The sequence below is a fragment of the Caballeronia sp. A2-2 genome, assembly GCF_057612605.2.
In genome coordinates this window covers 199161-211690 of the sequence record NZ_CM172588.1, presented here as the reverse complement: position 1 = coordinate 211690, position 12530 = coordinate 199161, and the positions used below count along the sequence as shown (strand labels likewise).

Annotated in this window: 9 protein-coding genes and 1 pseudogene; 4 read left to right on the top strand and 6 right to left on the bottom strand. The window is 60.6% G+C overall.

Going from position 1 to position 12530, the window contains the following annotated elements:
• Positions 1 to 68: 68 nt before the first annotated feature.
• Positions 69 to 956 carry a polyprenyl synthetase family protein gene (locus ACZCWR_RS17195; RefSeq protein ID WP_487304195.1) on the bottom strand — a complete coding sequence of 296 codons (888 nt, stop codon included), beginning with the start codon at positions 954 to 956 and terminating at the stop codon, positions 69 to 71.
• Complete coding sequence (locus tag ACZCWR_RS17190) at positions 953 to 1276, bottom strand: exodeoxyribonuclease VII small subunit (protein WP_487304194.1); 324 nt, start codon at positions 1274 to 1276, stop codon at positions 953 to 955. The genes ACZCWR_RS17195 and ACZCWR_RS17190 overlap by 4 nt, the downstream gene beginning before the upstream one ends.
• 322 nt (positions 1277 to 1598) lie before the next feature.
• Between ACZCWR_RS17190 and ACZCWR_RS17185 the strand changes: the two genes are divergently transcribed.
• Both ACZCWR_RS17185 and ACZCWR_RS17180 read left to right on the top strand, forming a co-directional pair.
• Positions 1599 to 2705, top strand: coding sequence for an aromatic ring-hydroxylating oxygenase subunit alpha (locus ACZCWR_RS17185; protein WP_487304193.1), 1107 nt, complete (start codon positions 1599 to 1601; stop codon positions 2703 to 2705).
• A 115-nt stretch (positions 2706 to 2820) separates the two neighbouring features.
• A complete protein-coding gene (locus ACZCWR_RS17180; protein ID WP_487304192.1) occupies positions 2821 to 3690 on the top strand; it encodes a sulfurtransferase in 870 nt (289 codons plus the stop codon).
• 1 nt (position 3691) lies between these two features.
• On the opposite strand, the gene ACZCWR_RS17175 is transcribed toward ACZCWR_RS17180, so the two are convergent.
• The 3 genes and pseudogenes from ACZCWR_RS17175 to polA form a co-directional block, all read right to left on the bottom strand.
• The gene (locus tag ACZCWR_RS17175) at positions 3692 to 4567 is read right to left on the bottom strand and encodes a dienelactone hydrolase family protein (protein ID WP_487304191.1); all 876 of its coding nucleotides are present in this window, start codon (positions 4565 to 4567) and stop codon (positions 3692 to 3694) included.
• Positions 4568 to 4754: 187 nt separating this feature from the next.
• A pseudogene (locus ACZCWR_RS17170) lies at positions 4755 to 6106 on the bottom strand (NAD(P)/FAD-dependent oxidoreductase).
• Positions 6107 to 6272: 166 nt separating this feature from the next.
• Positions 6273 to 9011 carry a DNA polymerase I gene (gene polA / locus ACZCWR_RS17165; RefSeq protein ID WP_487304726.1) on the bottom strand — a complete coding sequence of 913 codons (2739 nt, stop codon included), beginning with the start codon at positions 9009 to 9011 and terminating at the stop codon, positions 6273 to 6275.
• A gap of 1 nt (position 9012) precedes the next feature.
• Here polA and ACZCWR_RS17160 point away from each other — a divergent pair, with 1 nt between their 5' ends.
• Together ACZCWR_RS17160 and ACZCWR_RS17155 are read left to right on the top strand one after the other, a co-directional pair.
• The gene (locus ACZCWR_RS17160) at positions 9013 to 9762 is read left to right on the top strand and encodes an LOG family protein (protein ID WP_487304190.1); all 750 of its coding nucleotides are present in this window, start codon (positions 9013 to 9015) and stop codon (positions 9760 to 9762) included.
• 249 nt (positions 9763 to 10011) lie between these two features.
• On the top strand, positions 10012 to 10845 hold the full coding sequence (locus tag ACZCWR_RS17155; protein WP_487304189.1) for a hypothetical protein: 834 nt from the start codon (positions 10012 to 10014) through the stop codon (positions 10843 to 10845).
• A 40-nt stretch (positions 10846 to 10885) separates the two neighbouring features.
• Here ACZCWR_RS17155 and ACZCWR_RS17150 read toward each other — a convergent pair whose 3' ends face one another.
• A complete protein-coding gene (locus ACZCWR_RS17150; RefSeq protein ID WP_487304188.1) occupies positions 10886 to 12412 on the bottom strand; it encodes an AMP nucleosidase in 1527 nt (508 codons plus the stop codon).
• Between the last annotated feature and the right edge of the window lie 118 nt (positions 12413 to 12530).

The window sequence follows — 12530 nt, the reverse complement described above, 5'->3', positions numbered from 1 at the left end:
GTGATTCGTTCGGCGCGATGTTGCCAATACTGCTCGCCGCGCCGTGGGGTTCGTCACGCGTTCAACAATCAATTCACCCGGTTCACGACCAGATCCGCAAGTTCCGCCAGACGCTGACCGCGCGCCCCGAACGGTCCGATTGCGGCGTGTGCGTCGCGGCCAAGTTGCGCGGCGAGCTCACGCGAAGCATCGAGACCGATGATCGAAACATACGTCGGCTTGTCGTGCTGCGCGTCCTTGCCAGCGGTCTTGCCGAGCGTGGCGGAATCGGCGGTGACATCCAGAATATCGTCCACCACCTGAAACGCGAGGCCGACCGCCGCCGAATAGTGATCCAGCGCGGCAAGCGCCTCGCTGCCCGGATGCTCGCCCGCCAGCGCGCCCATGCGCACCGACGCACGCAACAACGCACCCGTCTTCTTGCGATGCATGGTTTCGAGCTCGGGCCGCGACAGCTTGCGCCCGACGCTTTCGAGATCGATGGCCTGACCGCCCGCCATGCCGACCGAACCGCTCGCCAATGCGAGTTCATGCACGAGCAGCGCGCGTTGCTTATCGTTCAGACGGTTGTCATCGCTTGTCAGCGTGATGAACGCCTGCGATTGCAATGCATCGCCGACGAGCAGTGCCGTCGCTTCGTCATATTGAATGTGTACCGTAGGCTTGCCCCGACGCAAGGCGTCGTCGTCCATGGCGGGCATATCATCATGCACCAGCGAATAAACGTGGATCATTTCAAGCGCACAGCTCGCGGCTTCTACTGCCTGCGCGCTCGCGCCGGTCAGTTCGCCCGCCGCGTGACACAAGAGCGGACGCACGCGTTTGCCGCCGCCGAGCACGGCATAGCGCATGGCTTCGTGAAGACGCGCCGGTGCGATATCGGTGCCCGGCAGGTAATGCTCGAGGGCCGATTCGACACGATCAAGCGTGGCGCGCATCCATTGTTCGAAGGTCATAGGTCGTCGTCCCCGTTGTCGATCGCGGTTCCTGCACCCTGGGTCGCACGCTGTACGTCTGCGGGCAGCGGCTTGAGCGTCTCGCCATCGAGCACGCGCACCTGCTGCTCGACTTTTTCGAGCTGCTGTTGGCAAAAGCCCACAAGCGCCGCGCCCCGGCGATACGCCGCCAGCGATTCTTCGAGACTCAACGCGCCCTCTTCCATGCGCGCCACGAGCGATTCGAGTTCGGCCAGCGCCGCTTCATAATTCTCCGGAAGCTGCGCGCTTTCCGCGACGGCCAAGTGTGCGCCGGTTTCCTGCGTAGCGGTCTTCGCCATGAATCGTGGATGTGCAATAAGTTTTCTGGAACCAAGTCGCACATTCTACGGCAAAAGACAAAATTTCGACCCGTATCGGGTGCGCAATCAAGCGCGGCAATGCCTCACCCATGTTCTCTTCAGACCGATAAAGCCCTTACGTCGCGCACTCGACGAGCCTTCATCTGTTCAACGCGCAAGGGGAACTCGCGGCACAATTTATACCCAAATCAAGACCTTATGCACCCCAGGGATGCAGATTTCGGTATAATCGCGGGCTCCCCTAAATCGAAACTTCGATGGTTGGGTTGTTCACTGCTTTCACGTCTTTACGGGAGTGGGAATGTCCAATCTGAGCAATGCATTGCAGCTGAATGCCATTCACAGTCAGCTACCAGTCACGGCTTACTTTGACGACGCGCTTCTCCAGCGCGAACTGAATACCCTTTTCAAACCAGGCCCTCGTTACGTCGGACATGAACTCATGGTCCCCGACGCGGGCAATTATTTCGCGCTTCCCGGCGAGAACGAAGGGCGCGTGCTCGTTCGCAATCAGCAGAACAATATCGAACTGCTGTCGAACGTGTGCCGCCATCGTCAGGCCATCATGCTCAACGGGCGCGGTAGCGCAAGCAATATCGTGTGCCCGTTGCATCGCTGGACGTATGACCTCGATGGTCAACTCCTCGGCGCGCCGCATTTCGCGGACAAACCGTGCCTGAACCTCGGCAAGACTTCGCTGCAAAACTGGCAAGGCTTGCTGTTCGAGTCGGAAGGCCGCAATGTCGCGGCTGACCTGGCGAAGCTCGGCACGGCGCGTCACTTCGATTTTTCGGGCTTCATGTTCGATCACGTCGAAGTGCACGAGTGCAACTACAACTGGAAGTCCTTCATCGAGGTCTATCTGGAGGACTATCACGTCGCGCCGTTCCATCCGGGACTGGGCAGCTTCGTGTCGTGCGACAACCTCGAATGGGAATTCGGCGAGTGGTACAGCGTGCAGACGGTCGGCGTCCACAAGAATCTGGAGAAGCCGGGCAGCCCCACGTATCGCAAGTGGCACGACGAAGTCCTGCGCTTCCGTAACGGCACGCCGCCCGAATTCGGCGCGATCTGGATGGTGTATTACCCCGGTCTGATGATCGAGTGGTATCCGCACGTGCTGGTGGTGTCGTGGCTCATTCCGCAGGGCACGCAGAAGACGACGAACATCGTCGAGTTCTATTACCCCGAGGAAATCGCGCTGTTCGAGCGTGAGTTCATCGAGGCGGAACGTGCGGCTTATCTGGAAACCGCGCGTGAGGACGATGAAATCGCCGAACGCATGGATGCAGGCCGTCGCGCGCTGATGTCGCGTGGCGAGAATCAGGTCGGGCCGTATCAAAGCCCGATGGAGTCGGGCATGCAGCATTTCCACGAGTTTTTGCGGCAGAAGCTTGGGCCGATCTGAGGCGGATCGTTCTTCGCGCATCATCGCAAAAGACGGGCTTAAATGCCCGTCTTTTTGTTTAGACTAACGGCATCTCATAACGTCGCGCGCGTTGCATCGCGCATCGGGAGCCGTCATGCCGCACACTCACTACACCACGCTCATTTCCCCGGCGAATCTCGCCGAACGTCTCGCTGCCGCGCCCGGCAGCGTGTTCGTTTTCGATTGCCGGTTCGATCTCGCCGCGCCTGACGCGGGCGAAGCGGCTTATGCCAAAGGGCATATTCCTGGCGCGCATTACTTGCATCTGGATCGTGATTTGTCCGGTGCCAAGACGGGTTCGAACGGGCGGCATCCGCTGCCGGAACGTGCGGCGCTGGTCGCGAAGCTCGCGGAATTCGGTTTGAAGGAAGATCAGCAAGTGGTCGCGTATGACGCGCAGGGCGGCATGTATGCAGCGCGTCTGTGGTGGCTTTTGAGGTGGCTTGGTCACGATTCCGTCGCGCTGCTCGACGGCGGGCTGACGGCGTGGGAAGCGGCGGGCAACGCGCTGGACAGTGCGGTGCCTTCCAAGACGAAGGGAACGTTCAAGGCCGCCGCGCCGCTGCAAGTCACCATCGATGCGCAGTCGATCGAACGCAGCATCGGCACGCGCGATCATCTGCTCATCGATGCCCGCGCCGCCGACCGTTATCGCGGCGAGAACGAGACGCTCGACCCCGTTGGCGGCCATATCCCCGGCGCGCTGAATCATTTCTTCAAAAACAATCTGACGACCGAAGGCCGCTTCAAGACCGCGCACGAATTGCGCGAAGCCTTCGGTTCGCTGATCGGCGCGATGCCCGCAGACCGCATCGTGCTGCAATGCGGCTCCGGCGTGACCGCGTGCCACAACGCCTTGGCGATGGAAATCGCGGGCCTGCACGGCGCGGCGCTCTATCCCGGCTCGTGGAGCGAGTGGAGCGCCGATCCCGGCCGCCCTGTCGCGACCGGACCGAAGCCCTGACCTATTTGACGCCGTGCTCGCTGAACCACGCGAGCGCGCGCTTCCAGCCGTCCTCCGCATCCGCCTTGCGATAGCTCGGACGATAATCGGCGAAGAACGCATGCGGCGCGTCGTCGTACACCACGAACTGCGAGTTCTTCGCGGGCGGCGGATCGTTGGCGAGCGCCTGTTTCATCTGCGCGATGCTGTCCTGCGGAATGCTCTGATCCTGCCGCCCATACAGCCCGAGCACCGGCACTTTCAGCTCGGCTGCGTGATCGATCGGATTGCTCGGCGTGTTCTCGGTCTTGTTGCCGACGAGCCGCCCGTACCACGCGACCGCTGCCTTCACGTTCGGATTGTGCTCGGCATACAGCCACGTAATGCGCCCGCCCCAGCAGAATCCGGTAATGCCCAGCCGCTTCAAATCGCCGCCATGCTCGCCCGCCCACTTCACGGTCTGATCGATGTCGGAAATCACCTGCGCGTCCGGCACCTTCGACACGAGTTGCTCGTTGAGTTGCTGCATCGACGTGTAGGCGGAAGCATCGCCCTGACGCGTGTAAAGATCGGGCGCGATGGCCAGATAACCTTGCTTGGCGAAGCGCCGGCAGACATCGGCGATATGTTCGTGCACCCCGAAAATCTCATGGATCACGATGATGACCGGCAGATGCGTCTTCCCCTTCGGCTGCGCGCGATACGCGGGCACGAGCACGCCATCCGCGCCGCGCACGCCGACCGCGCCGGCTTCGAGTCCATCGGAATCGGTATGAATGGTTTGCGCGGACACCGGCAGCACGCAGGCCGCGAAGCCCGTGCCGACAGCGGCCTTGATGAAATTACGGCGATCGAACGGAACGTGCGGAATGAGGCCATCGACTTCAGGGTCTAGCATGCGAAGCTCCCGCGACAGAGCCGCCGCGACTCGAAGCAGTCGCGCGACGGCGTGGGTCCTTGAAACCGCGCACACGCGCGGCGCTGCATGATGCACGCGCGCCGCGACCGAAGCCGACACAGCGCGCCGCCCATTCTAAACAGCTTTGAACGAACGGCGCAGCCCGTCTATTCCCTCGATGCCGCGATCAGTGCAGCTTCACGCGCGGCGCGGTCGAGCGGCGCAGCAATGCGCGATGGTATCAAGCACCATGCGCGCGTAGCCATGCAGCGCGGCGACATGCAGCCGATAAAGCGACATATACATGAAGCGCGCGAACAGCCCTTCGATCAGCATGTTGCCGCCGATCAACCCGCCCATGAGACTGCCAACCGCGCTGTAATGCCCGAGCGACACGAGCGAGCCGAAATCGCGATAGGTGTAATCGGGCAGCGGCTTGCCCTGCAACAAACGCTCGAACGACTTGAACAGAAAACTCGCCTGTTGATGCGCCGCCTGCGCGCGCGGCGGTACATTGCGTTCGTTGCCGGGCCACGGACACGCGGCGCAATCGCCGAGCGCGAACACGTTGTCGTCGATCTCGGTTTGCAACGTGCGCCGCACGATCAACTGACCGAGACGATTGGTCGGCAGACCATCGAGATTGGTGAGAATCGCGGGCGCCTTGATGCCCGCCGCCCACACGGTCAGGTCCGCGCGAATCATTTTGCCGCTCGCGGTGTGGATCGAATCGCGCGCCACGTGCGCGACGGTTTCGCCCGTCATGAGCTTCACGCCGAGCTTGGTCAGCAGATCGGCGGTCGCGGTGGAAACGCGCTCCTGCAACGCGGGCAGAATGCGCGGCCCCGCCTCGATCAGCACGATGCCGATATCGTGCTTCGGATCGAGCTTGTGCAAGCCATACGCCGACAACACCTGCGCGGTATTGCGCAGTTCCGCCGACAATTCCACGCCCGTCGCGCCCGCGCCGACGATCGCCACCTGAATGCGCGGCACGGGGTCGACGCCCGGTTCGTCCTCGATCACCGCGACCGGCTCCGGCGCGACATGTTCCGCGCGAATGCACGCCGCGATCAGCCGCTTGCGAAAGAGTTCGGCCTGACTGACCGTATCCAGCGCGATGGAATTTTGCTGCGCGCCATCGACGCCAAAAAAATGCGTCGTACTACCAATGGCGATGACCAGCGTGTCGTACTCGATCTCGCGCTCGGGCAGCAGTTCGCCCGCTTCGTCATCACGCAGCGGACCGATTTTGATACGCTTGTTCGCGCGATCCAGCCCAATCAGTTCGCCCTGCTGAAATTCGAAACCGTGCCACAGCGCCTGCGCCGCGTATTCGAGTTCCTGCGTGAACGGGTCCATGCTGCCCGCCGCCACTTCGTGCAGCAGCGGCTTCCAGATATGCGTGGGGTTGCGGTCCACCAGCGTGACCTGCGCCTTGGCCGGCGTCTTGTGGTCTGTCGAACCGAAACGGTCGCCGAGACGCGTCGCGAGTTCGAGACCGCCGGCCCCTCCGCCGACGATGATGAAGCGATGCATAAAGCTCTCCCTGTGTCGTTGTTGCCGAGTGCGCAACTGGTATTGATTTCGTCTTGTGTATTGGCGTCGCCCCGGCCCGGACCATTGTGCGTGAGCGCGTGTGCCCTTCACAAGCGCGAGCATGACATGTCGGGCATATACGACATGCCGGGCCGTGCTTTTCGACTCAATGCGCTTCTTCCCAGTTGTTGCCCACGCCCACTTCCGCCACCAGCGGCACCTTCAGTTGCGCGACGCCGCACATCAGTTCAGGTAAGCGCTTCCTGACCTCGGAGAGTTCATCCTCGGGCACTTCGAGCACGAGTTCATCGTGCACCTGCATGATCATCTTCGTCTTGATGTTCGATGCCTCGATCCAGTCCTGCACCGCGATCATCGACAGTTTGATGAGATCGGCAGCAGTCCCCTGCATCGGTGCGTTGATGGCCGCGCGCTCCGCCGCCTGCCGACGCGGACCGCTGCCGCCGTTGATCTCAGGCAGCCACAGGCGTCGCCCGAAAACCGTCTCGACATAACCGTTCATCTTGGCCGTGACACGCGTGTTTTCCATATAAGCGGCCACGCCCGGATAACGCGCGAAATAACGATCGATGTAAAGCTTCGCTGCATCGCGCGTGATGCCGAGATTCGACGCCAGCCCGAACGAACTCATGCCATAGATCAAGCCGAAGTTGATGACCTTCGCGATGCGCCGCTGATCGTTGTCCACTTCCAGCGGCGTCACGCTGAACACCTCGGACGCAGTCGCGCGATGCACGTCCTCGCCTTCCTTGAACGCGCGCATGAGCGATTCATCGCCGGAAATATGCGCCATGATGCGTAGTTCGATCTGCGAATAATCGGCCGAGACGATCTTGCTTCCCGGCGGCGCGATGAACGCTTCGCGAATGCGCCGCCCTTCGCCCGTGCGCACCGGAATGTTCTGCAAGTTAGGCTCGTTCGACGACAACCGCCCCGTCACCGCGACCGCCTGCGCATAGTTCGTGTGCACGCGCCCGGTCGATGCATTGACCATGCGCGGCAGCTTGTCCGTGTAAGTGGACTTGAGTTTCGACAAGCCACGATGTTCGAGCAACACCTTCGGCAACGGATAATCTTCGGCGAGCTTTTGCAGCACTTCTTCATCGGTGGAAGGCGCGCCGCTCGGCGTCTTCTTCACCACGGGCAATTGCAGTTTCTCGAAGAAAATCTGCCCGATCTGCTTGGGCGAACCGAGATTGAATTCACCGCCCGCGTGCTCAAAAGCCTGCGCCTGAAGATCGATGAGACGCTTGGCGATCTCGTTGCTTTGCGCATCGAGCTTCGCGCTATCGATCAGGACACCGTTACGTTCGATGGTGCGCAGCACGCGCGACGTCGGCAATTCGATATCGCGATAAACGTGCAGCAAGCCCTCTTCCTGCGTGACTTGCGGATACAGCGCCTGATGCAGACGCAAGGTGATATCCGCATCTTCCGCCGCGTATTCGGCGGCCTTGTCCACCGGCACTTCATCGAAACCGATCTGCGATGCGCCCTTGCCCGCGACATCCTCGTACTTGATGGTCTTCACGCCGAGATGACGCAGCGCGAGTTCATCCATGCCGTGCGATCGGTGCGATTCGAGCACATACGACTGAAGCAGCGTGTCATGCTCCACGCCCTTCAGTTCGATGCCGTAATTCGCGAGCACTTGCTCGTCGTACTTCAGATGCTGACCGACCTTCTTCTTCGATGCATCCTCAAGCCACGGCTTGAGTTTGGCGAGCACTTCATCGCGCGGCAATTGCTCGGGCACGTCCGGCCCGCGATGCGCGAGCGGAATGTAAGCCGCATGGCCCGGCTCGACCGATATCGACACGCCGACGATCTGCGCGGTCATCGGATCGAGCGAGGTGGTTTCGCTGTCGAACGACGTAAGCGCTGCTTCGTCGATTCGCTTGAGCCATGCATCGAACTGATCCCACGTCTGCACCGTCTCGTAGTGATGCACGATTTCCGTGACTTCGGCGGGCGGCGTATCGCTTGGGCCCTCCACGGCATCCGCGATTTCGACTTCTCTCAGCCACGTCTTGAAACCGTGACGCAGGAACACGTCGCGCAGTTCATCGCGCGATTCGGGGCGCGCGACCAGCGTCTCGTCGATCGAGACGATCTGCGAAGCGAGGTCGCATTCCGTGTGCACGGTCACGAGCTTGCGGGCCATCGGCAGGAAGTCGAGAGCCTTGCGCAGATTGTCTCCTACCGCACCTTTGATCTCGTTCGCATGTTCTACGATGCCATCAAGGGTGTCGTATTGCGTGAGCCATTTGACCGCTGTCTTCGGTCCGCACTTCTCGACACCGGGCACGTTATCGACCGTATCGCCGATCAGCGAAAGATAATCGACGATGCGTTCCGGCGGCACGTTGAACTTCGCGAGCACGCCGGCGCGGTCGAGAACTTCGTTGGTCATCGTGTTGATGAGGGTGACATGATCCGTCACGAGCTGCGCCAGGTCCTTGTCGCCCGTCGACACGATCACCTTCATGCCGCGCTTCTCGGCCTGCACCGCGAGCGTGCCGATCACGTCGTCGGCCTCCACACCTTCGATCATCACGAGCGGCCAGCCGAGCGCGCGCACCGCGACGTGGATCGGTTCGATCTGCTTCGAAAGATCGTCGGGCATGGACGGGCGATTGGCTTTGTAATCGGCGTACCAGTCGTCGCGGAAAGTCTTGCCTTTGGCGTCAAAAACACACGCGCTATACTCAGCATTGATTTCACGCCGCAAGCGTCGCAACATGTTGATCATGCCGTACAGTGCGCCAGTAGGACCGCCGTCGGGACCGCGCAGGTCCGGCATCGCGTGGTAAGCCCGGTACAAGTAACTCGAACCGTCGATCAATAGCAGGGTCTTACCTTCAAGACTTCGTTCTTCAGGCATTATGAACAAGAGAAAAGTGATTCCGAGTCTGCGATCGCTCGCAGATCAAGAGCGCGCGACGGCCAAAAAGGCTCGCGCATCGTGGCAGATGTTCACGATTATGGCAGAGTTTATCGAGGCGACCGAGTACCTCTCGGAGATCCGTCCTGCCATCAGCATCTATGGTTCCGCGCGGCTCAAACCCGAATCGCCGTACTATCAGCGCACCATCGAAATTGCCCAGAAATTCTCGGATGCGGGCTTCGCCGTGATATCGGGCGGCGGGCCGGGCATCATGGAAGCGGCGAACAAGGGTGCGCACGCGGGCAAGTCGCCGTCGGTGGGTTTGAACATCGAATTGCCGCATGAACAGTCGGGCAATCAGTGGCAGGACATCTCGCTGCGTTTCCGGCATTTCTTCACGCGCAAGGTCACGTTCGTGAAGAATTCGGATGCGGTGGTGGTCATGCCGGGCGGCTTCGGCACGCTCGACGAACTGGCCGAAGTGCTCACGCTCATTCAGACCAAGAAGTCGCGTCATGTGCCTATTGTGCTCGTGGGCTCGGAGTTCTGGGCGGGCCTGCTCGACTGGTTCAAGAGCACGCTGCTGACTAACGGCGTGATCGGACCGAAGGACCTCGATCTCATGCAGGTGATCGACGATCCCGATCAGGTGCTGGATGCCGTGCTCGCGTTTTATGAAGATCGGGAAGATGCGATCGAGCAGCCGGCGGAAAGCAAGTCGGATGATGACCGGATGTTTTATTTGTAAGCCAGTATCGTTTGTTTGCGCGAAGGGCCGCTCGGCCCTTCCGTTCGCCTGTCCGTTTCCCGGCAATCATGTGCCGCGGCATCACACATTTCCATAAAACGTAGTTTTCCGAACGGTATGCTTGCGCCCCCGCCGTCCCGCATTGCATGGATGGCGTTATCCGACTGACTCGGCTATTAGCGACGAAAACGCACTGACAGCCGCCGTCTTCGCCCATTCAGCAAGCTATAAACCGGTATGAAAACTGTGTTGAATCATTCTTTGCGGCTGGTCACGGCTGCAGCGCTCGTCGTCTCTCTGCTTGCCGGTTGCGGCAAGGACAGCCATTCGCCGGGCAACTCGCCGACATCTGCCGCTCAAGACAGCAAGGTAGCGCTTCTCAAGGAAATTTCGGGCGTCTGGAATTCCGACTCGGAAGCCGGCCTGACGACGATCTACTATGCGGACGATCGTTTGCAGGTCGTGCAAGACGACAAACCGTTGAACCTCACCTTGGGCGACGTGGACCCTGACGCTGAAACGGTCAACGTCAACACCTCGCTCAGAGGCAAAGCTGAGATTCTCACTATCCGCAAGGAATGGAACGCAGATCACACCGCCTTTCACCTTTCGATGATCGGCAGCGACGGCATTCTTCAAACGCTTAGCTTCGTGCGTCGTATCAGCAACGATGATCTGAACCGGATTAGCCGGCTCAGCATCGCGAAGGCACCTGCGTTGCAGCCCGCTCCGGCTTTGAGCACAACCGCCGCTGCGGTGGATTCAAGCAACCGTGGAGTGATCGATATGTGGCTTAGCGGCATCGACATGAATATGCGCTCATGCCCCGGTTCGACTTGCGCGGCCGTTCTGGTCATTCCGAGAGATTCGAAGATCAGCGCGGATACATCGACCATTCGCAACGTCACCGAAGCCAGCGGCAGCAACACGCCGTGGGTGCGCGTGACTTATGAAGGAGCCTATTGCTTGCCCGCTGAACTCGATCAGCAAACCGGTTGCGCACCGTCGCATGGGACCGAAGCGCCCGTCACCGGATGGATGAACTACACGCGTTTGCTGGAAACGCCGCGTCCTCAACAGTAAGTCTAAACAACGAGGGCGATTCAACGTCGCCCCCGTTGCATCACTGAAACGCCACCTCCGCAAAGCTCCGCAACTTGCGGCTATGCAGCCTCGACAAGCCATTCTCCCGCAGCAACTCCATCGCCTTCACGCCGATCTGCAAATGCTGATCCACTTGCGCGCGATAGAACTGATCCGCCATCCCCGGCAACTTCAGTTCACCATGCAGCGGCTTGTCCGACACGCATAACAACGTCCCATACGGCACGCGAAAGCGGAACCCGTTCGCGGCAATCGTCGCGCTTTCCATATCGAGCGCCACCGCGCGACTCTGCGACAAGCGCCGCACCGGCTCGCGATGATCGCGCAGTTCCCAGTTACGGTTATCGACGCTCGCCACCGTGCCCGTGCGCATCACGCGCTTGAGTTCCACGCCCTCAAGCTGCGTCACCTGCGCGACCGCTTTTTCCAGCGCCACCTGCACTTCCGCGAGCGCGGGCACCGGCACCCACAGCGGCAGGTCGTCATCGAGCACGTGATCTTCGCGCACGTAGCCGTGAGCCAGCACGTAATCGCCTAAACGCTGCGTGTTGCGCAGGCCCGCGCAGTGACCGAGCATGATCCACGCATGCGGCCTGAGCACGGCGATATGATCGGTGATCGTCTTCGCATTCGACGGCCCCACGCCGATGTTCACCATCGTGATGCCGCTGCCGTCCGCGCGCTTCAGATGATACGCAGGCATCTGCGGAAGACGCGGCGGCGCACGACCTTCCTCGGGCTGGTCGCCGAGATTCGCGTTATACGTGACCACATCGCCCGGTTCGACGAACGATGAATACTCACCTCGATACGCGCGCATCTCTTCATCATCGGCGCGCGACATCATCTCGCGGCCGAGCTTCACGAACTCATCGATATAAAACTGGTAGTTCGTATAAAGCACGTAGTTCTGAAAATGCGTCGGGGACGTCGCCGTGTAATGCCTCAGCCGATGCAACGAGAAATCCACCCGCGCCGCCGTGAACAACGCCAGCGGATGCGGCTCGCCCGGCCCCGGCTCGAACGTGCCGTTGACGATGCGATCGTCCAGCAGCGCCAAATCCGGCGTATCGAAGATATTGCGCATGGCGAGCAGCCGGTCGCGGTCCAGATCGCCTTCGAGATGAATGCCTTCCGCGAACGCGAAATGAATCGGAATAGGTTGCGCCGACACACCCACTTCAATGCCCACGTGATGGTTTTTCGTCAGCAGTCGCAACTGTTCGCGATAGTAGTCGCCGAAAAGATCGGGACGCGTGACGGTGGTTTCATAGATGCCCGGCCCCGCGACGAAACCATAAGAGCGGCGCGAATCGATCTGCGTGTTCAGTTCCGTGCGCACCCGCACGAACGGATAGCACGCGCGCACGCGATGCGTGAACTGCTCGTTGCGTCGATAGCGCGCGAAGGCATCGCGCAGGAAAGCGGTGTTCGCTTCGTAGATCGCGGAGACGCGCGAGACGGCGGCGGCGGGATCGTCGAAGGATTCGGTGGGGAAGTCGTTGGCTGGCGTGCCCTGTGTCGTTTGTGTCCGGTCGTTTGTCATGATCTTGTAGATATCCGATACCCTCGTGATGCAAAGACATTAACACGGATGAATGTGCGATCCATGAAGCCCCTGCTCGCATGAGCACGGCTTTTTTCTTACTCGCCTCAAAAGGCGC

Bases quoted from the DNA above. Each gene is read 5' to 3' on its own strand.
- ACZCWR_RS17195 (WP_487304195.1), bottom strand. From the start codon at position 956: ATGACCTTCGAACAATGGATGCGCGCCACGCTTGATCGTGTCGAATCG.
- ACZCWR_RS17190 (WP_487304194.1), bottom strand. From the start codon at position 1,276: ATGGCGAAGACCGCTACGCAGGAAACCGGCGCACACTTGGCCGTCGCG.
- ACZCWR_RS17185 (WP_487304193.1), top strand. From the start codon at position 1,599: ATGTCCAATCTGAGCAATGCATTGCAGCTGAATGCCATTCACAGTCAG.
- ACZCWR_RS17180 (WP_487304192.1), top strand. From the start codon at position 2,821: ATGCCGCACACTCACTACACCACGCTCATTTCCCCGGCGAATCTCGCC.
- ACZCWR_RS17175 (WP_487304191.1), bottom strand. From the start codon at position 4,567: ATGCTAGACCCTGAAGTCGATGGCCTCATTCCGCACGTTCCGTTCGAT.
- polA (WP_487304726.1), bottom strand. From the start codon at position 9,011: ATGCCTGAAGAACGAAGTCTTGAAGGTAAGACCCTGCTATTGATCGAC.
- ACZCWR_RS17160 (WP_487304190.1), top strand. From the start codon at position 9,013: ATGAACAAGAGAAAAGTGATTCCGAGTCTGCGATCGCTCGCAGATCAA.
- ACZCWR_RS17150 (WP_487304188.1), bottom strand. From the start codon at position 12,412: ATGACAAACGACCGGACACAAACGACACAGGGCACGCCAGCCAACGAC.